18 protein-coding genes are annotated in these 19,147 nt (G+C 36.5%); 8 read left to right on the forward strand and 10 right to left on the reverse strand.

Going from position 1 to position 19,147, the window contains the following annotated elements:
* Positions 1 to 43 precede the first annotated feature (43 nt).
* Together bacC and tcbE are read right to left on the reverse strand one after the other, a co-directional pair.
* Positions 44 to 829: an SDR family oxidoreductase gene (bacC, locus tag SOI81_RS08470; RefSeq protein ID WP_239976372.1), complete on the reverse strand. Its 786-nt coding sequence runs from the start codon at positions 827 to 829 to the stop codon at positions 44 to 46.
* A gap of 12 nt (positions 830 to 841) precedes the next feature.
* Positions 842 to 2,092, reverse strand: a complete 1,251-nt coding sequence (gene tcbE / locus SOI81_RS08475) for a dienelactone hydrolase family protein (RefSeq protein WP_239976371.1) — start codon at positions 2,090 to 2,092, stop codon at positions 842 to 844.
* Positions 2,093 to 2,420: 328 nt separating this feature from the next.
* Between tcbE and SOI81_RS08480 the strand changes: the two genes are divergently transcribed.
* Positions 2,421 to 3,764, forward strand: coding sequence for an aromatic acid/H+ symport family MFS transporter (locus SOI81_RS08480; protein ID WP_320541557.1), 1,344 nt, complete (start codon positions 2,421 to 2,423; stop codon positions 3,762 to 3,764).
* A gap of 69 nt (positions 3,765 to 3,833) precedes the next feature.
* On the opposite strand, the gene SOI81_RS08485 is transcribed toward SOI81_RS08480, so the two are convergent.
* The 4 genes from SOI81_RS08485 to SOI81_RS08500 all read right to left on the reverse strand — a co-directional run bounded on the left by SOI81_RS08485 (position 3,834) and on the right by SOI81_RS08500 (position 8,267).
* The gene (locus tag SOI81_RS08485) at positions 3,834 to 4,820 is read right to left on the reverse strand and encodes an AraC family transcriptional regulator (protein ID WP_004713138.1); all 987 of its coding nucleotides are present in this window, start codon (positions 4,818 to 4,820) and stop codon (positions 3,834 to 3,836) included.
* A 325-nt stretch (positions 4,821 to 5,145) separates the two neighbouring features.
* Positions 5,146 to 5,931, reverse strand: a complete 786-nt coding sequence (bdhA, locus tag SOI81_RS08490) for a 3-hydroxybutyrate dehydrogenase (protein WP_239976369.1) — start codon at positions 5,929 to 5,931, stop codon at positions 5,146 to 5,148.
* Positions 5,932 to 5,964: 33 nt separating this feature from the next.
* On the reverse strand, positions 5,965 to 7,386 hold the full coding sequence (locus SOI81_RS08495) for a GntP family permease (RefSeq protein ID WP_174732120.1): 1,422 nt from the start codon (positions 7,384 to 7,386) through the stop codon (positions 5,965 to 5,967).
* Positions 7,387 to 7,850: 464 nt separating this feature from the next.
* Positions 7,851 to 8,267, reverse strand: a complete 417-nt coding sequence (locus tag SOI81_RS08500) for a DUF2846 domain-containing protein (protein WP_239975581.1) — start codon at positions 8,265 to 8,267, stop codon at positions 7,851 to 7,853.
* A 151-nt stretch (positions 8,268 to 8,418) separates the two neighbouring features.
* Between SOI81_RS08500 and SOI81_RS08505 the strand changes: the two genes are divergently transcribed.
* The 6 genes from SOI81_RS08505 (at position 8,419) to SOI81_RS08530 (ending at position 14,157) form a co-directional block, all read left to right on the forward strand.
* On the forward strand, positions 8,419 to 8,805 hold the full coding sequence (locus tag SOI81_RS08505; protein ID WP_239975582.1) for a hypothetical protein: 387 nt from the start codon (positions 8,419 to 8,421) through the stop codon (positions 8,803 to 8,805).
* A gap of 113 nt (positions 8,806 to 8,918) precedes the next feature.
* Complete coding sequence (locus SOI81_RS08510) at positions 8,919 to 9,800, forward strand: LysR family transcriptional regulator (protein ID WP_016145217.1); 882 nt, start codon at positions 8,919 to 8,921, stop codon at positions 9,798 to 9,800.
* A 245-nt stretch (positions 9,801 to 10,045) separates the two neighbouring features.
* Positions 10,046 to 10,750: a CoA transferase subunit A gene (gene atoD, locus SOI81_RS08515; protein WP_224991855.1), complete on the forward strand. Its 705-nt coding sequence runs from the start codon at positions 10,046 to 10,048 to the stop codon at positions 10,748 to 10,750.
* Position 10,751: 1 nt separating this feature from the next.
* The gene (gene atoA, locus SOI81_RS08520; RefSeq protein ID WP_239975583.1) at positions 10,752 to 11,393 is read left to right on the forward strand and encodes a 3-oxoacid CoA-transferase subunit B; all 642 of its coding nucleotides are present in this window, start codon (positions 10,752 to 10,754) and stop codon (positions 11,391 to 11,393) included.
* Positions 11,394 to 11,509: 116 nt separating this feature from the next.
* On the forward strand, positions 11,510 to 12,919 hold the full coding sequence (gene atoE, locus SOI81_RS08525) for a short-chain fatty acid transporter (RefSeq protein WP_046813340.1): 1,410 nt from the start codon (positions 11,510 to 11,512) through the stop codon (positions 12,917 to 12,919).
* 65 nt (positions 12,920 to 12,984) lie between these two features.
* On the forward strand, positions 12,985 to 14,157 hold the full coding sequence (locus SOI81_RS08530; RefSeq protein ID WP_320541558.1) for a thiolase family protein: 1,173 nt from the start codon (positions 12,985 to 12,987) through the stop codon (positions 14,155 to 14,157).
* A gap of 49 nt (positions 14,158 to 14,206) precedes the next feature.
* Here the strand turns inward: SOI81_RS08530 and SOI81_RS08535 are convergent, their stop codons facing one another.
* The 4 genes from SOI81_RS08535 to SOI81_RS08550 form a co-directional block, all read right to left on the reverse strand.
* Positions 14,207 to 15,100, reverse strand: a complete 894-nt coding sequence (locus SOI81_RS08535) for a LysR family transcriptional regulator (protein ID WP_003651675.1) — start codon at positions 15,098 to 15,100, stop codon at positions 14,207 to 14,209.
* A gap of 233 nt (positions 15,101 to 15,333) precedes the next feature.
* Complete coding sequence (yjiE, locus tag SOI81_RS08540; protein WP_002113716.1) at positions 15,334 to 16,227, reverse strand: LysR substrate-binding domain-containing protein; 894 nt, start codon at positions 16,225 to 16,227, stop codon at positions 15,334 to 15,336.
* Between the two features lie 536 nt (positions 16,228 to 16,763).
* Entirely contained in the window at positions 16,764 to 16,985 is a 222-nt protein-coding gene (locus SOI81_RS08545) for a hypothetical protein (RefSeq protein WP_080649678.1), read from the reverse strand.
* Between the two features lie 110 nt (positions 16,986 to 17,095).
* Positions 17,096 to 17,278, reverse strand: a complete 183-nt coding sequence (locus SOI81_RS08550; RefSeq protein ID WP_032054959.1) for a hypothetical protein — start codon at positions 17,276 to 17,278, stop codon at positions 17,096 to 17,098.
* 415 nt (positions 17,279 to 17,693) lie between these two features.
* On the opposite strand from SOI81_RS08550, the gene aspA reads away from it, so the two are divergent.
* Positions 17,694 to 19,112, forward strand: a complete 1,419-nt coding sequence (aspA, locus tag SOI81_RS08555; protein ID WP_239975585.1) for an aspartate ammonia-lyase — start codon at positions 17,694 to 17,696, stop codon at positions 19,110 to 19,112.
* The last annotated feature ends 35 nt before the right edge of the window (positions 19,113 to 19,147 follow it).

Genomic DNA, 19,147 nt, shown 5'->3' on the forward strand with positions numbered 1-19,147 from the left:
AATATTCTCCATAATTTTCTAAATGTGCTTTTAAAACGCTGTGCTATTCGGCTAAACGTGGAATAGCGGGCTGTGATCCTTCAGGGCCCATTACTGAATAGCCACCGTCGACTGCATAATCTGCTCCGGTGACAAAACTCGCAGCGGGTGACAATAAAAACAAAACGACATTGGCGACTTCTTCGGGATGACCCAATCGGCCTAGCAAGTGATAATCGGCTGCCACGCGATCGGCCTTTTCGCGGTTATTACCGCTGACTTCTGCAATGACACGAGACCATGTCCAACCCGGTGAAACAGAGTTGACGCGAATACCATCGGCAGCAAAATCCATTGCCATGCTTTGTGTGAGTTGACGTATCGCGGCCTTAGAAACCGGATATAACCAGCGTCCTGTTTGTGCCACTTTGGCTGAAATGGAAGTAAAGTTAACAATTGAACCTTGTTGCTTTTTTAGGTCATTGTATAAAGCACGGCTCAGCTCAACTGTAGAGACCAGATTAATATCGAGTGCTTGTAACCAATCCTGACGTGAAGATTTAAAACCGTCATCTAAGTAGGTACATGCCAGATTGACCAAGTAACTCACTTCACCTAAATGTTGGTGAATATCCGCCACAGCTTGTTGAATAGCCGCATCGCTGGTTAAATCGGTTTGAATAAACATCACATCATGGTTAAAGCTTTCTGCAATTGCCTTGCCTTTGGCATCAATATCTAAGATAGCGACATGAGCACCTGCACTGACTAAGGCTTGCACAACAGCTTTACCAATCAGTGTTGCACCGCCGCTTACCACAGCGACTTTTCCTCTTAAATTTATATTCATTGCAAATACTCCTTAACTGACTGGCTTGCCTTCACTACTTGACCAAGATGGCATCAACGTATTGGAAGGAAGATCTTCATCAAGAAGTTTTCGCGCTGTCTCGACACCTGCAACTGGTAAGCCTGTTGGGTCTAATAAACCAATTTGAACGAGCACCGATGCTTGGTCCCAGTAAATATGTTCATGACACAGCTTTGAACCTCTGAACTGAATTACACCTAACATTGGAATTTCGACGTATTTACCAGTTGGTTTTACACCCGGTAATAACCAGTCAATTTCAGCGTCGTGTGTAAAGCTCATAATGAACTCGTCTACCACTTGCGTTGAGCCAACCGTACGAGAGATCGAAGTGATCTTCATATCTTTCGGGTTTTGATGAACAAAGTGATACTGATAAAAACGAGCAAGCTGGCTTTGGCCTACCCCACCAGTTAACGTTGGAATATGGTTGACATAAGGTTCTGCGACCATTGTTGCCATAGTTGCGGGGACGTCACGCGTATCGAACTCATGACGGATATGCTCTTCCCAGAGTGCGACTAGGTCATATTTCGGTCCAATCGTTTCATGTAGAGCTGTTACTGTACGCTGGTGAGCAAAGCGTGCTGAAGGTTTGTGGTAATGGTTGCTTTTTGGTCGTGCAAAGGCATGATCAACGCCTTCGTAAACATAAGCTTGTACATTTGAATATTGATTAGCTGCATCGACAATCGCTTGTCTCGCATCTCGCGGTGTAAATTGGTCCAGTTCTGCAATATGTAAAACCAAACGCCCTTTTACGTTAGCTAACTCATCTAAGGCTTTTTCAATACCTACACCGTAATAACCTACGGCACATGCTACTTCAGAAAGTCGACAGCCTGCCAAGTAAGCTAGCTTTCCACCTAAACAATAGCCCACCACGCCGAGACCTGTAGAGGTATCACATTCTGGCCGTGTCTTTAAAAAAGCTAAGCTGTCTTGAATATCTTCAACACCGAGATTTTCGTCATATTGCTGATAAAGTTCAAAAGCTTTTTGAAAATCTTCTGGTGTGTAACCCAGTTCAATATTAGGTGCTACACGCCAAAATAAATCAGGTACTAAAACGGTATAGCCTTCTTCTGCAAGAAAATCTGCCTTTTCCCGCATTGCTGCATTCACCCCAAAGATTTCCTGACAAAGCACCACTCCAGGTCCTTTTCCTGTTTCTGGCGTCGCTAGATATGCACTGAACTGCTTTCCAGATGCAGTTTTAATTTGAATGGTTTGACCAGCCATAGTGTCAACTCCTGACATTGTTATGGCTTTATCTTCTATCTGAAATTTTTTTTAGACTGTCCAAAAGCTGCAAGCATTATCCAATCTCTGCGCAATTATCAAAATCAATCAAACTGGATAAAAATTAAAAACAAAGAAACATCTATATTTCAAAAACTTAAATTAAAAAATTAAATTACTGCTTTTTATCAATTTGGAAAAAATGGATGAAGATTAGGACTTATAGGATAGTGAAGACTGGCTAAAAATAGTTCAATCAAAGATACATGTTTTGTAACGAATACATTGAATTACTCAGGGAATTAAATAATTTTAAGAAGGAATACATATGAAAACGATAGATGCGAATACGATTATCAATCGCGAAAAACTGTCTCCCTTACAGTGGGTGGTTTTTATTCTAGGCTTTTTTGTCTTTTTCTGTGATGGTCTAGATACAGGAATTATTGGTTTTGTTGCCCCGGCATTACTAGATGACTGGGGAATTACCAAGCCTCAACTTGCTCCAGTTTTAAGTGCTGCTTTAGTCGGTATGTCAATTGGCGCAATTATTTCGGGACCATTAGCCGATAAATTTGGTCGTAAAGGTGTTATTGTTTTTACCAGCCTTTTATTTTCGATATTTACCATTTTGTGTGGCTTTGCCAATTCAACTCAAGACTTAATGATTTATCGCTTTATTACTGGTGTAGGTCTAGGCGCGGCCATGCCAAACATCAGTACCATTGTCTCAGAATATATGCCTGTAAAACGTAAAGCATTTCTTACAGGTCTTGCTGGCTGTGGATTTATGCTGGGTATTTCTTGTGGTGGTGTGTTGTCAGCTTATCTATTAGAAAGCTATGGCTGGGCCAAAGTGATTATTATTGGCGGAAGCATTCCCCTAATTTTAGTGGTTGCTTTGTTGCTTAAATTACCTGAATCAACGCAATACTTAATTACACGTCATCAACAAGATAAAGCACAGCGTATCTTAGAAAACATTCAAGGTCATTCTTTTCAAGAGCCTGTAAAACTTGTTTTAACTCAAGCAGAAACTGCATCGGATGAAAATCCGGTTAAAGTAGTTTTAGGAAAATATCTTTGGGGTTCAAGCATGCTTTGGCTCTGCTGTTTTACTAGTCTTTTGGTGTTCTATCTTTTAACAAGCTGGATGCCAACGATTTTAAAAACAGCAGGTTTCAGTACCCAACAGTTTAGTTTAATTGCCGCGATTTTCCCTTTTGGTGGTGTAATTGGCGCAACCATTATGGGATGGTACATGGATAAACTGAACCCAACTACAGTCATTAAATATTCATATCTGATTGCTTTCGTCCTATTCATTATTGCAGGTTTGGTGAGCTCAAATATTTTCTTATTGGGTCTTACTATTTTCTTAATTGGTGCTTTACTCGCTGGTGCACAGTCTTCATTACTGCCACTTGCGGCTATGTTCTATCCAGCAGTATGCCGCGCGGTTGGAGTTTCATGGATGCATGGCATCAGTCGTATCGGTGCAATTTTAGGCGCTTTCTTTGGCTCTCTCATTTTCACTTTCAACCTAAGCTTAAGCGGTATTTTCTTTATTCTAGCAATACCAACCTTCATCTCATTTATTGCACTTAGCCTAAAAGTAATTTATGAGAAATCTAAACACAAACAAGTGTTAAAACTCGAAGAAAGTCTATAAATATTAATCGATAAATAAAAAACTGATTTAGTTGCCTAAATCAGTTTTTTTTATTTGGAAAATTAAATATCAGAAAATTTTGCCTTTGGTCTCACTTGGGTTTTCTCCAAATTCTTCACGATATTCTTGAGAAAAACGGCTTAAATGGTTAAAGCCCCAGTCATACGCAAGCTTTGAAATAGAAACCTTTTTATCTGCTCCTGTAGTGCTCAAGATTTTGTAAATTTGTTGAAGACGATATTTTTTCAAATACGACATTGGGCTAGTGCCGTAGTATTGTTGAAATTCATCATACAATTTTGATTTTGAAACCCCAGCCAAACGCTGCAAGTCTTCTGCACAGATTTCTTCGTGCGCATGTTCAATAATAAAATTACGAACCTTTCGAATATAAGCTGGCTCATCTTGATGTGAGAGTGACTTTAAAGCTTTAGAGTAGTTGTTTTCTTGAGATAATAGTAAGGCTTTAATTACAAAATTTTCATAGTCTTCAGATAACATCTGCAAACCATAAAAATTGCTATATTGCGATTTTAGCTGTAAAAAATTCTGAATATTCTTCCACCACGCTCCAATCAGTTGCTCAGAGTCTAAGTGCATTTCAGGGTTAAAAATGATAGGCGTTTCTATAGGTTTATTCAGTAAATCTGCAAGGACAATCTGCATACTTCGCTCAGGAATAACCACCTGAAATTTTCTACAGTCTTTATCGATAATCAGATCTTGTTGATCATTATTTGAAACAATTAGGCCTCTGTTTTCATCAGATTGATAATGTGCACCACGAATGTTGAGAGCTTGTCGCCCTTGTATAGGTAAACTAATGCTATAAGCTTTTAAATTTGAGATGTTGATGGCAACATTTGCACCATAACTGATTGTGCCGATTGCCATTTTTTTATTGGGCAAACGCATTCCGTCATAGTGGAAATCGAGATTATCTTTGTAAATTGTGTCTAGACGGTGTTCACCACAAATTGTGGACATTAGATTCTGCGCAAATTCAGCTTTGCGTGAATAATGATTGAGTTCCATCTGTTGGCTGAGTGATATCATATCCTTTTCACCTAGCTAAAACTTATTGCTAAAAAAGCAACTTGTATGCCAATTAATACCCTTTAATTGACGAGTTTTCCTGAAAAATATCTAATCAAGAAAGAGAGTAAAGATTACTTTCTCACACTCTATTAGATTTTAAAAATAGAAATAAGTTAAATACCTTTAAAGTATAATTTCATACCTTAACAAACTTATTTTATTAGTTTTTTTATAACAACTTATAGTAGAGATAAAGCATTATTTTGAATAGTAGGCGATCGTAAATTTTTAACGAATAAAAAACCGCTTATATAGAATAAGCGGCTTTTATAAAACAATTAAATTATTGGGCCGTATAACCGCCATCCATCACGACAGCTTGGCCTGTTACCCCTCCTGCTTTTTCACTCGCAAGAAAAATTGCATAATCAGCGATTTCTTCAACAGAGAGTAAACGCTTTTGAGGAACCATTGCCAAAATTACATCCTCAAGTGCACTGTCTAAACTTACATTACGGGTTTTAGCCAAATCTGCAATTTGCCCACGAACCAATGGTGTATCTACATACCCTGGACATAAAGCATTTACTGTAATACCGTCACGTGCACATTCTAATGCCGCAACTTTTGTTAGGCCAATCACGCCATGTTTAGCGCTGTTATAACCTGCCTTTCCAGCAAAACCAATTAAGCCATTAATTGAAGCCATATTAATAATACGACCATATTTTTGAGCTTTCATGATTGGAAAAACGTGTTTAATACCAATAAATGCCCCTGTTAACATGACCTGAACTAGCTTTTGAAAAACAGCCGTTGGAAACTCTTCAATAGGCGCAACATGTTGAAAGCCAGCATTATTAATTAAGATATCAACCGTACCAAAGGCCTTTTGAGTCAGCTCAATGGCTTGTTTATAAGCATCTTCATCAGTTACATCACATGGTGCAGATAATGCATCAAAACCTTGCTCTTTAAGTAAGTTCGCCGTTTCTTGGCACTTTTCAGCATTCATGTCAGAAATGACAACTTTGGCACCTTCTTGAGCAAATTTCTTAGCAATCTCTAGACCGATACCACTTGCAGAACCTGTAATAAAAGCGACCTTACCGTCTAAAAGTTTTGTCATTTATTTACTCCTTAATACTTATAACATGCTGATTTAAACAATACCCGTTACGGTAAAGACCGTAATCACCACAAATACCGCTAATGTCTTAATTACTGTGACTGCAAAAATATCTTTATACGATTGTTTATGAGTTAAGCCTGTAACGGCGAGTAAAGTGATGACAGCACCATTATGCGGAAGCGTATCCATACCACCCGATGCCATCGCAACCACACGGTGCATAACTTCTGGTGGAATACCGGCGGCTAAAATCGCGGCGTTATAATGTTCAGCCATTGCACTTAAAGCGATACTCATACCACCAGAAGCTGAACCGGTAATACCTGCTAAAACGGTTGTGGTCACCGCCCCATTCACTAAAGGATTTGTGAAGGTACTGCTCATTGCATGGCTAATCAGAGCAAAGCCTGGTAATGACGCAATAATTGCCCCGAAACCATACTCAGAAGCTGTATTCATCACTGCTAAAAGTGAGCCGCCAATACTGGCATTAATGCCCTCTTTGAAATTCGTCACTACACGCTGATAATCAAATAAAATTGCAGAAATAATCCCGACAATAAGTGCAAGGCCTACTGCCCAGATCGCACCAGTTTTCGCAACATCTACGGTGTAATCCGCTAGACCGACTGTGGCAAAATCAAAACCATTTGGATACCACTCTTTGATTGCTTTAGACAAATATTTATTCATTACTGCAACAAGAATAAGAGGTACAAAAGCTAAAAACTGACGCGCCGTACTTCCATTATTTTGCAAGTTCATATCGGCTTCAATTTCTTGAGACGAGGTATTGTCTACTCCAAAGCCAGAGTAGCCTTCACCTGCTTTTGCAGCAGCGCGGCGACGCCATTCTAAGTAAGCCAAACCCATACATAAAACAAAAATTGCACCAATAATTCCTAGAAATGGTGCGGCGTAAATATTGGTGCCAAAGAATGTGGTTGGAATTACGTTTTGGATTTGTGGCGTACCGGGCAATGCATCCATGGTAAAGGTAAATGCCCCAAGCGCGATGGTTCCCGGGATTAAACGTTTTGGAATATTCGCTTGTCTAAATAGCTGGTTTGCAAATGGATAAATGGCAAATACAGCAACAAATAAACTTACACCGCTATAGGTTAAAATTGCACCTAAAAGTACAACGGTTAAAATTGCTTTTTTTGCCCCAATCCATCTCACAATAGTTCGTGCGATAGACTCAGCAATTCCTGACATTTCAACGACTTTACCGAAAATTGCCCCCAGCAAAAACACAAGAAAGTAATCTTTAATAAAGTTCACCATTTTGGGCATAAAGACACCCGAATAAAACGGTAAAACATTGGCTGGATTAATGAGTAGAACAGCAAGTAAGGCACAAATTGGTGCCATGAGAATGACTGAAAAGCCCTTGTAAGCTGTATACATTAACAGCCCAAGCGAAAGTAGAATTACGAATAATTCCCACATATATTCTTTCTCCCTAAAGAATAGATATTAGGTTCAATAAAATTACCAAAAGATATTTAGGTTATCCCAAACCTAAAATGATAAAAATCACAATATCTATGTGTGGTAATAGGTAAATGAGCTTAAAAATAAAATATCACTAAAATATTTAAAAACAATGTAATTTATTTAAATTTTAAAATATCAATAAAATACAGTTATTTATATAAATTTATTGGTAAAAACAAATTATTTAAAAACCATTATTAATTTATAAAACTTATTAATTATTGAGTAAATTAAATCAATAATTTCATATTATTTAGTAAAGACAATTAAATAATATATTTTTTAAATTAATTTAATAAATATTTTCTTATCTGTGATCAGTATTTTTATACGTAATAAAAAACCCACTTTATAATGAGTAGGTTCAATTAAAATTCAATATTATTCGACTGCCTTAAACACAGGCGCTTATACTTTTATTTCATTCGAGTTAGTCTTAAATTAAAGTCAGATGGAAGTAAAATTCGATATTCTATCTCTGCTCCTGGTTTGACTTCTGTTTCTTGGGAAGTTGCGATATTAGGGCACATTCCCCCACCAGTTTCTAATCTAAAGATATAATATTTAGGCTCAAGATAAATGGTAGCTATTTCGTTTGAACGAATTGAGAATGCTTTTTCGTTATTTACATAAATATCATGAGTACAGCCAGATCCTAGAAAACCTTTATCTCTTAAAAAAGTAACTTTTGCTTGTTCAGGAGTCTGTTTCTTTAAATAGTTCTGATTGTACACTCTCTCATTAGGTATTGGTTTTGCTGTATTTGAAACAACTGGGGCTGTTGAACACCCAATTAAACTCAAAACTAACCCTAAAAAAATGATTTTTCTCATGACATTATCCACTTTAATAACGAGTTAAATTTAAAAGTTAAGGATAATACAAATCCCCCGTGAGTAGTTTAAGTTTTTGAAAAAAGTATTTATTTTATCTTCGTTATTCAATAGAATGCAGATATAAATTTTTATAAGAAAATGAAAAACTATGTGGCTTAAATTTATATTATACCCTCTGGGCCTGTTTGTGCTGTGGCAAATCATTTTCATCATTGAACAGCTTTCTTTAGAATTTTTAAATGCGCCACAAATACTTGTAGCTATAATTGCACTGATCATAAATTGTGGTATGCAAATTTTGATTGGGTATAAAGTTCCTCAAATAGCACCAAAATATAAGTTTGTAGCGAGTATTACATACATCATCTTATTCACTTTTTTAGTAGCAATTTACTCAACAACTATTTTATTAGAAGGCTTAAAAGTTGCTCCTCAAGCAATTTGGCTAGGTTATTTATTTTTTCATGTCGTTGGAATGGCTCTATATTTTGCAAATAACACTGATGAATTCTGCTTGGATAACTTACTAAAGTAGCTCAGCACATTGTTCTCTACTTTTTTCATAATTTTTTGTCAAAAAACATCATATTAGACAAATTTTCGTATAAATTACCCTTCTAGGTGAGCAGAGCAATCTAAAGGAATGAAATGACGCTTAAACAATTAAAAGCTTTTTTAGCTCTTGCACGTACCCTCAACTATGCCAATGCATCACTAGAGCTACATTTAAGCCAGTCTGCTTTAAGCCTCACCATCAAAAGCCTAGAAGAAGAATTAGGCGGAAAGTTGTTTAATCGTAATACACGCCGTGTCGAGCTTACCCAAGAAGGTAAATCCCTTATTCCATATGCTAAAAAATTACTCGCCAATTGGGACGAAATGGAAAACGATGTCAAACAACGTTTTAAGCTTAATCGTGGAACTTTAAGTATCGCCTCAATGCCCTTCGTGACTCATGCAATTTTGCCTGAAGTGATTCATCAATTTTTAGAGCTTCACCCCAACCTGAATTTTTCAATTCACGATATTCCAAATGAAACCATTATAGAAAAAGTACAAGATGGTATCTTCGAGCTTGGCATCTGCTTCGAACCTGATCTCACCGAAGGCTTAGAGTTTAAACCTCTGTTTGAAGAAGACTTCTTGGCTCTATTACCTAAGACTCACCCTCTTGCTCAATCGTCTTCTATCACATGGCACGAGCTTTGTTCAAATCCATTCGTGACCTTACAAAAACCTTCAATTGTTCGATATTTAGTTGAGCAAAATTGTTTGCGAAATAATATAACGCTCGACTTAAAAGTTGAATGTCATCAAATTTCATCACTTTCAAGTTTTGTGGCTTATGGAATTGGAGTAAGTGCTATTCCTAGACACTTTGCTAAACACATTGATAAAGAACATAATGTTTTGATTGAGTTAAAAGATGAAGCTATTCATAAGACTGTAGGAATTGTTTATAAAAAGAACTTTGAAATTTCAAATATTTCTGCCCAATTTATTGAGGCTTTAGTTCAATATAAATTTTAAAAAATTAAACACTGCATTTTACAGTGAGCTAATCCTACGCTTAAGCTAAATTTATTAATTATTATAATTTTCAATGGCATGAGATGAATTTTTAAATTATTTTGCTTTATATGCTTCTGATCTTTTGTCGGTAATTTGATACCATTCATTGATTATACTTATTAATCCTTTAAAAAAATTAACTTCTATAACATAAAATGTGATGCTAAAACTAAGATTACTAAGGGATATAGGATAACAATAGAGTGAATAAAGTTTATGCCAATGCAGAGGCAGCACTGAAAGACGTTATTGCTGACAACCAGACACTTGCTGTAGGCGGTTTCGGTTTATGCGGAATTCCTGAAAAACTGATTGTTGCAGTTAAGCAAAGTGGTGTGACTGGTCTCACTTGTATTTCAAATAACGCAGGTGTAGATGATTTTGGTTTAGGTATTTTGCTTCAAACCAAACAAATCAAAAAAATGATTTCTTCATATGTGGGTGAAAACAAAGAATTCGAGCGCCAATATTTAAATGGTGAACTTGATGTAGAACTTACCCCACAAGGTACTTTAGCTGAAAAGTTACGTGCTGGTGGTGCTGGAATTCCGGCCTTTTACACACAAACTGGTGTCGGTACACTTATTGCTGAAGGTAAAGAAGAACGTACCTTTAATGGCAAGAACTATATTTTAGAAGAATCTTTAACTGCAGATGTTGCTCTTGTTAAAGCATATAAGGCAGATAAAGCGGGTAATTTAGTATTCCGTAAAACTGCTCAAAATTTTAATCCTGAATGTGCGATGGCTGGAAAAATTACTATCGCAGAAGTTGAACAGGTTGTTGAAATTGGTGAATTGGATCCGGATGAGATTCATCTACCAGGTATTTATGTCAACCGAATCATTCTCAATGCCACGCCAGAAAAGCGCATTGAACAAAAAACCATACGCACGGAGGCAGTATAAAATGGCTTGGTCACGTAATGAAATGGCACAACGTGCTGCACAAGAACTAGAAGACGGTTTTTATGTCAATTTGGGTATTGGCTTACCGACCCTAGTGGCTAACTATATTCCTGAAAATATTAATGTTTGGCTTCAATCTGAAAATGGCCTTTTAGGTATTGGTGAGTTTCCAACTGAAGAAACTGTTGATGCTGATTTAATTAATGCCGGTAAACAAACAGTTACTGCACGTCCCGGCGCTGCCTTTTTCTCAAGCTCAGAATCTTTTGCCATGATCCGTGGTGGCCATGTCAACATTGCAATTTTAGGTGCAATGGAAGTTTCTGAAAATGGTGACTTAGCTAACTGGATGATTCCGGGTAAAAAAGTCAAAGGTATGGGTGGTGCAATGGACTTGGTTGTTGGTGTTCAAAAAGTTGTTGTGCTTATGGAACATTGTGCAAAAGATGGCACGCCAAAAATCGTGAAAAACTGCAGTTTACCTTTAACAGGTAAAGGCGTGGTTCATCGCGTAATTACTGACTTAGGCGTAATGGACATTACCCCCCAAGGCGTAGAACTCATTGAACTTGCTAAAGATGTTACGCTTGAACAGATTCAAGATGCTACAGGTGTTGAGTTTCACAAAACATTAGTCGCGTAAATTTTAATTTTTAGTTAGCGAGATAAGACTTAAGTTAGGAGGTGAGCTTAAGTCTTAACCCTTTTAAGCACCGGATGTGCTGTCTATAAATAAGAACGAGAAGGATTTTTTCAGCTATGGAAAAACAGCAAGGAATTTTTGAAAGATTTGCTCTTCGGATTAGTGACTGGTCTGAAAAATGGTTTCCTGATTCATATATTTTTGCTCTACTTGGCGTCATTATTGTCTCTGTTGCCGCATTAGGTATTGGTGCGCCGATACATGATGTAGCGACTTCATTTGGTAATGGCTTCTGGAGTCTTATTCCCTTTACTCTGCAAATGACCATGCTCATTATTGTGGGTTATGTCGTCTCTGTATCTAAGCCCGTAAAGTTTCTGATTCAAAAAATGGCGCGTATTCCAAATTCTGGACGTGGTGCAATTGTTTTGGTGGCAACTGTCAGCTTATTAATTTCTTTGGTCAATTGGGCAGTAAGCACGATTCTTACAGCACTTTTAGTGATTGCATTAGCAAAACGTAAAGAGCTGAATATGGATTACCGTGCAGCGGCAGCGGCGGCAATTATTGGTATGGGAGCAACATGGGCACTGGGAATTAGCTCTTCGGCAGCACAGCTTCAAGCGAATAAAACTAGTTTACCTGAGTCAATTTACAACCTAACTGGTGTTATTCCATTTACTGAAACGATTTTCCTTTGGCAATCTATTGCGATGACTATTATTTTGGTGATTGTTTCAATTGCAATTGCTTACTGGTCAGCTCCAAAAGGTAATAATGTTAAAACAATTGACAGTTTTGATGTGCAGTTTGAAGAAGACAAACCACACGAGGAAAAATCAACACGCCCAGGCGACTGGTTAGAAAACTCGCCTATTTTAACGATTATTGTGGTGGCATTAGGCTTAATCTGGATGTTTTTTGAATTTTCAAAAAGTAATCCAATCATCGCTATTTCAAGTTTAAACACATACAACTTTGTGTTTTTAATGCTTGGGTTAGCGTTGCATGGAACGCCAAGAAACTTTTTAAATGCTGTTTCAAAGGCAGTTCCTGCTGTATCAGGAATCTTAATTCAGTTTCCACTTTATGGAAGCATCGCTTTTATTATGACGCAAGCTTTAAATAGTCAGGATTTATCGCTGTCGCATTATATAGCCGAGTTTTTCGTTTCAATCGCCTCAAAAGAAACTTTTGCAATTGTGATGGGAATTTACTCTGCCATCCTTGGGTTCTTCGTGCCATCTGGCGGTGGAAAATGGATTATTGAAGCCCCATATGTCATGCAAGCAGCCAATGATTTGAAAGTTCATTTAGGCTGGTCTGTACAAATTTATAATGCAGCCGAAGCTTTACCGAACTTAATCAATCCCTTCTTTATGCTTCCAATGTTAGGCATTTTAAAACTAAAAGCAAAAGATGTGATTGGTTTTACAGTCACTCAGCTCGTTGTGCATTTTCCATTAGTTTTATTTTTATTGTGGTTCTTTGGAAGAACACTTAGCTACACCCCACCCACTTTTTAATTTACTGGCGCCTTTAGTTTCGACTAAAGGCAAATTTAGCAAATAAATCAAAAAGAGATATTAAGATGAGTTCAATTGTTATAGTTTCAGGTAGCCGCACTGCAATGGGCGGTTTTCAAGGCAGCCTATCTGCTTTAACTGCACCAGATCTTGGCGCTGCTGTCATTCGTGAATCGATTCAACGTGCAGGTATTGCTCCTGAACAAGTAGATGAAGTTATTTTTGGTTGCGTATTAAGTGCAGGTATTGGCCAAGGTCCTGCTCGTCAGGCGATGCGTAAAGCTGGTGTACCTGATCATGTCGGTGCAGTCACCATTAATAAACTGTGTGGCTCTGCCATGAAAGCGGTGCTAATGGCATCAGACACTTTAAAAGCAGGCAGTGCCAATATTATTGTTGCAGGTGGCATGGAATCTATGACCAATGCTCCTTATATTCTGCCGAAAGCTCGCGGTGGTTACCGTATGGGACACGGTGAAATTAAGGACCATATGTTCTTAGATGGTCTTGAAGATGCTGAAACAGGCCGTTTAATGGGTTCGTTTGCGCAAGACATGGCAAACACTAAAGGCTTTACACGTGAGCAAATGGATAACTTTGCAATTTCTTCACTTAAAAAAGCGCAAACTGCGATTACCGAAGGTTATTTCAAAGAAGAAATTGTTCCTGTTGAAGTAAAAACACGTAAAGGTGTTGAAGTTATCGATCAAGATGAACAACCATTAAAAGCCAATCTTGAGAAGATCCCAACATTACGCCCAGCTTTTAGTAAAGATGGAACAATTACAGCTGCAAATTCAAGCTCAATTTCTGATGGTGCTGCTGCGTTAGTACTCACCACAGAAGAATATGCTCAAAGCCATGGCTTAAATACTTTAGCGAAAATTGTTGCAACTTCGACTCACTCACAGCATCCAAGTGAATTTACCATTGCTCCGATTAGTGCAATTCAAAAAGTGCTAGAGCGCGCTGGTTGGTCAGTTGACGAGGTAGATGCTTGGGAAATTAATGAAGCTTTTGCAATGGTGGCAATGGCACCAATTCATGAACTCGGTATTGATGAAACAAAAGTTAACGTACATGGTGGTGCTTGTGCTTTAGGCCATCCAATTGGCGCAACAGGCTCAAGAATTATTCTTTCTCTTATCTATGCTTTAAAACGACTAGGTAAAAAGAAAGGTGTTGCCGCATTATGTATTGGTGGTGGTGAAGCTACAGCTGTCGCAATTGAAATCTAAAAATCAAACCACGCAGAAGGTGTAAGCGTTTTTCTTACACCTTCTTTTTTTAGACTTTAAAAAGTTCATAACAGGTTTGGCGGAACCATTTATGACTACTTTTATGATGGCACGACATATGCCAATGTTGTTTAACATCATAAGTTGGGAAGTCTAAAGGCGCCGGTAAAATCTGTAAATTTTCTCTAACCAATAAAACTTGGCTTAAATAATACGGTACCGTTGCAATCGCATCTGTTTCTTGTACTACTAATCCCACTCCTAAATAACTTGGTAATCGAATTAAAATATTTCGATCCAATCCTTTGTTCTGTAATTCATTTTTAATATGGTAGTGCCCAATTCCTGCATCAATATCAATATGATATTCGCGCATATAATCATCTAAAGTGAAATTATTTGGGTCTAAACGAGGATGGCTTTTAGAGCTAATCACCACATAATGCTGTTTAAAAAACTTTTGTTGGTAAAAGCCTTCTTCTAATTGGGGTAAAAAGCCAATTGCGAGGTCAATTTCACCATTTGCCATTTGGTAGCTGGTTTCTGGCGTAATCGGCCTAATATTTAAGCGAATTAAAGGCGCTTTTTCTTTCAAATAGTTGGTTAATTGCGGTAATAAAACCAGATGAGAGACATCTGTCATGGCAATTGTAAAAAGCTGATCTGAAGTTAGCGGATCAAAGTTCACACTAAAGTTATTAATGCTTTCAACTTTATCAATCACCTCACTAATGAGCGGAAAGATTTCTTTAGCCAATTCGGTTGGAATCATTTCATTTCCAACACGAATAAAAAGTGGATCATTAAAATGCTGACGGATTTTGTTGAGTCCATTACTAACACTCGGTTGGGTAAGGCCAATAGCATCGGCAGCCATTGAAACGCTTTTAAACCGATAAATATGATAAAAAATATTTAGTAATCTACTATCTAGATCAAACAAAATTGTCTCCGTCTGGATCAAATAATCCATTCAAAAGGAATGAAATCAAGTACAGCATATATAAAAATGCCCACTCAATTTCTGAATTATTGATATATGGTCTAAATTAACAAAGAATCTAGACCATGAGCAATGCTTTATAAAGCCTTTCATCACAAAGACAAAGATATGAACTCTTTAATTGATTACTTTGTATGTAAATATGTTGAATACATCACATATCATTATAAATTTTAATCATGCTGAGTTTGGAAGCCCTTCCAGATTTGCTGAACTGATTTGTTATCACTCAAGTTATTTTTAAAAATATAAATATCTTGTGGCAGACAATACTCATTATGGTCCAACATGACCAATTTTCCGGTAGCGAGATCTTCCTCTACATTAATTTTTGGAATCCATGCGACACCTAGACCTTGTAGTACAAGTTCTTTCAAATTGGTGGCATTGTCAGTTTCATATAAAGTTTTATAGATCAGTTTGCCTTCGATCAGTTGATCTACCAATTTTCGTAAATATGCATGCTTACTATAAGCAAGTAATGAAAAATTACTCTGAATTGTATGCTTAGGCGTATGGTCGGCCTCGGTAGCTGATACTGGAACAATCTCTGTTTCGGCAATCTTGATGCCACTTAAAATATCATCACCAACCCGATTAATATTAGATCGATCTGCATAACAAATCATAAAATCACAGGCGCCTTCCTTTAAAAGAGATAAGCCTTCACCACTATTCGTCGCGACAATTTCAATTTTTAAATCACGCATAAATGTTGGGAATTTTTTTAAAAAAGTAGTCAAAAAACCTGATGCTAATGAGTGGACAACACAGAAACGAATCGTTGATTCGGTTTCATTTTTGATATTTTTAATCAGCTTGGCTGTTTCTTCTACCTGCTTCTCAATATTTTTAGACATTACCAACATAATTCGCCCAATGTCGGTAAATTCAATATTATTTTTATTATTTCGAATAATAACTTCAGCTCCAATCATCTCTTCTATTTGCTGAATCCTACGTGTAAACGCGGATTGACTAATAAATCGTTTTTCGGCTGCTTTTGAAATAGAACGCTCACGCTCTAATGTTAAAAGGTCTTCTACCCAACGTACTTCTAAGTTCATTTTATGCATTCCCTTTTTATATTTATGTCCTTAATTTGTCTGGTTGGGAAGCTGAAGAAATAGCTGAATAGATGAATAAAAACTATAAAACATGGGAGTACCTGCAAAAATGCGATGGAGGATTGGCAAAGCCAAACAATAAAAATAGGTATTGAATAATTCTGACATAGAAACGAGCGTAAGAGAATAAAAGACTTTGATTTAACTCAACAACTCATAAAAAGATAAAATTATTACTCTAAAAATTATTTTAAATCAAAAACTAAGGTTAATATAATTCAAGTAAATAACAAATTTCGCCTTAATAAAAAACAGAAATAATCCCAAGATTTACTCAAGTTTTATTTTTAATAAAAAAAGTCCGCACCTTGGGGAAGAATACGGACTGTAAAACAGAAAAATTAATATCTTGCCTATTTCAGGATTTAAGCTCTCTGACCTAATAAATTCATTTAAATCAGAAGATATGTTTGCAGTATAGCTCAACCAAAAAAACCTGACTATTCTACTAAAGTATTTAATCTAAGACTGAATTTCTAATATTCACCAATGAGATAATATAACTTTCTTGAAATTTCAACCATCATATTAGAAGTATATTGAGTAATTTCAAAAACTTGCTTTTTCTGGGGATTGAACACCATATTGTCTTTTTCATCGCTAAAAAAGATATAGGTGGTGTATTTATCCATATGGTGAATATGCTCTTTTAAGTTTAATTTTTCCCCAGAATTGGGATCATAGGCGATAAACTTCATTCTCATGAATTTTGTCTCTATACATACAATCTTTTACCTAAAATTTTAAAAAAGTTTAAGTAAAACAATATTTTGATGGATGATATAAAAGGTTAACCTAACAACTTCGGCTACTTATAAGATATGGGTACAATACTATTAGCCTTATTTACAGAGGTTTCAGCAGAAGCGATAGATTGCTCTGCTTCTTTAAGCAGACGAGAAGTTTTAGACTCACTTTTCTCTTCACCATGGAAAAGTACATAGTATGTAAAACTTCCCAAGATAATTAATGCAGCTGTGATTTTTAACATAAACTTAAAACTAAAATTTTTTCGTATTATAGTGTTTTTTATGTGAAATGCATCACATTTTTATATAAATTTGTTAGACGATCTTCACTTTTGAAGTCAATAATATAGATAATTAAGTTGATATTTCACTTAAATTAATCAGTGTTATATTTTTTAAAGGATTATTTCAAAAAATTAGATCATTCTTCACTTTATAAAAAAAATTATAAAATTAAATTTATCTTAATATTAAGTATTTAATTTAAATAGAAAAATTCCATAGGAATTGATAGCTAAAGACGGAATCTCCTAATGCATTCATTGTAAAATTAAAAATTTGATATGCAAAAAATGCATAATTAACTTGATAAATGCATTAGAAGTGAAGCATTTCGAAATCTAATATGAATTATCTTCTTTACTAATTCGAAGTTTAATGATGAACGCTGAAATTACCACCCGTATTGAGAAGGATCTTATTGGTTATAGAGAGATCAATAATAACGACTACTACGGAGTTCAAACATTACGTGCTCTAGAAAACTTTAATTTAACTCAAAGCAAGGTCGGAAATTTCCCTCACCTTATTAAAGCTTTAGCCATGGTAAAGCTTGCTTGTGCTGAAGCAAACTATAATCTTAAAAACTTAGATCAAACTAAATTTGAAGCGATTGAATACAGCTGTAATCAGCTTATTCGTGGGAATTTTCACGACCAGTTCCCGATTGATATGATGCAAGGCGGTGCTGGTACTTCAACCAATATGAATGCAAATGAAGTATTGGCAAATGTGGCTTTAGAATATATGGGACATTCTAAGGGTCAATATCAATATCTACATCCTAATAACGACATTAATATGTCGCAGTCAACAAATGACGTGTACCCTACTGCGATTCGCTTAGGTTTGTTATTAAGTTTAGATGAACTAAATCTTCCTTTTAATAACTTGATTTTAAGTTTCCGCAATAAATCTCAAGAATTTGCTCATATTTTAAAAATGGGTCGTACACAGTTACAAGACGCTGTGCCAATGACATTAGGTCAAGAGTTTGGCGCTTTTGCGGTAACTTTACAAAAAGACCTTGAGCAAATTAATACGCTTATTCCAAATGTTTTAGCCTATATGAACCTTGGCGGTACAGCGATTGGTACGGGAATTACTACTGAATATAGTTACCGTGAACTTGCGATTCAGGCACTTGCAAAAATTTCTGGTAAGAAAATTAAGTCCGCTCCTGATCTAATCGAAGCAACTTCAGATATGGGCGACTTTGTTCTTTTATCGGGTTTATTAAAACGTACCGCAACTAAACTTTCAAAAATTGCCAATGACTTGCGTTTACTTTCAAGTGGTCCGCGTACTGGCATTAATGAAATTAACTTAGAAGCACGTCAACCGGGTAGTTCGATCATGCCAGGTAAAGTGAACCCAGTTATTCCTGAAGCGATGAACCTTGCTTGCTTCCAGATCATTGCAAATGATTTGGCTGTAACTTTAGCTGCTGAAGCTGGTCAATTACAGTTAAACGCAATGGAACCACTTATTGCATTCAAACTGTTTGAATCTATGGACTTGCTTGGTAAGGCAATGGCCATGTTCCAAAGTAAATGTATTGATACGATTACGGCGAACCCTGAACACTGTAAAGCTTTAGTTGAAAACTCAATTGGTATTGTGACTGCACTTAACCCATACCTAGGTTATGAAACGACAACTCGTATTGCTAAAACCGCAAACGAAACTGGACAAAGCGTATTGGCTCTAGTTCAGAATGAAGGCTTATTATCAGCACAAGTGCTTGATGATATCTTGTCGATTAATAATATGGTTAAACCCAAAATGTCGGCTTAATTCCTGAAATAAAAAAGGAGCTTTTATAAGCTCCT

This window comes from Acinetobacter pittii, from assembly GCF_034067285.1.
Classification (GTDB): Bacteria; Pseudomonadota; Gammaproteobacteria; order Pseudomonadales; family Moraxellaceae; genus Acinetobacter; species Acinetobacter pittii_E.

Excerpts from the sequence above, each read along its gene's own strand:
- bdhA (WP_239976369.1), bottom strand. The coding sequence starts at position 5,931 with ATGACAAAACTTTTAGACGGTAAGGTCGCTTTTATTACAGGTTCTGCA.
- SOI81_RS08480 (WP_320541557.1), top strand. The coding sequence starts at position 2,421 with ATGAAAACGATAGATGCGAATACGATTATCAATCGCGAAAAACTGTCT.
- atoA (WP_239975583.1), top strand. The coding sequence starts at position 10,752 with ATGGCTTGGTCACGTAATGAAATGGCACAACGTGCTGCACAAGAACTA.
- SOI81_RS08495 (WP_174732120.1), bottom strand. The coding sequence starts at position 7,386 with ATGTGGGAATTATTCGTAATTCTACTTTCGCTTGGGCTGTTAATGTAT.
- SOI81_RS08505 (WP_239975582.1), top strand. The coding sequence starts at position 8,419 with ATGTGGCTTAAATTTATATTATACCCTCTGGGCCTGTTTGTGCTGTGG.
- tcbE (WP_239976371.1), bottom strand. The coding sequence starts at position 2,092 with ATGGCTGGTCAAACCATTCAAATTAAAACTGCATCTGGAAAGCAGTTC.
- SOI81_RS08485 (WP_004713138.1), bottom strand. The coding sequence starts at position 4,820 with ATGATATCACTCAGCCAACAGATGGAACTCAATCATTATTCACGCAAA.
- SOI81_RS08510 (WP_016145217.1), top strand. The coding sequence starts at position 8,919 with ATGACGCTTAAACAATTAAAAGCTTTTTTAGCTCTTGCACGTACCCTC.
- aspA (WP_239975585.1), top strand. The coding sequence starts at position 17,694 with ATGATGAACGCTGAAATTACCACCCGTATTGAGAAGGATCTTATTGGT.
- SOI81_RS08530 (WP_320541558.1), top strand. The coding sequence starts at position 12,985 with ATGAGTTCAATTGTTATAGTTTCAGGTAGCCGCACTGCAATGGGCGGT.
- yjiE (WP_002113716.1), bottom strand. The coding sequence starts at position 16,227 with ATGAACTTAGAAGTACGTTGGGTAGAAGACCTTTTAACATTAGAGCGT.
- SOI81_RS08545 (WP_080649678.1), bottom strand. The coding sequence starts at position 16,985 with ATGAAGTTTATCGCCTATGATCCCAATTCTGGGGAAAAATTAAACTTA.
- SOI81_RS08550 (WP_032054959.1), bottom strand. The coding sequence starts at position 17,278 with ATGTTAAAAATCACAGCTGCATTAATTATCTTGGGAAGTTTTACATAC.
- bacC (WP_239976372.1), bottom strand. The coding sequence starts at position 829 with ATGAATATAAATTTAAGAGGAAAAGTCGCTGTGGTAAGCGGCGGTGCA.
- atoE (WP_046813340.1), top strand. The coding sequence starts at position 11,510 with ATGGAAAAACAGCAAGGAATTTTTGAAAGATTTGCTCTTCGGATTAGT.
- SOI81_RS08500 (WP_239975581.1), bottom strand. The coding sequence starts at position 8,267 with ATGAGAAAAATCATTTTTTTAGGGTTAGTTTTGAGTTTAATTGGGTGT.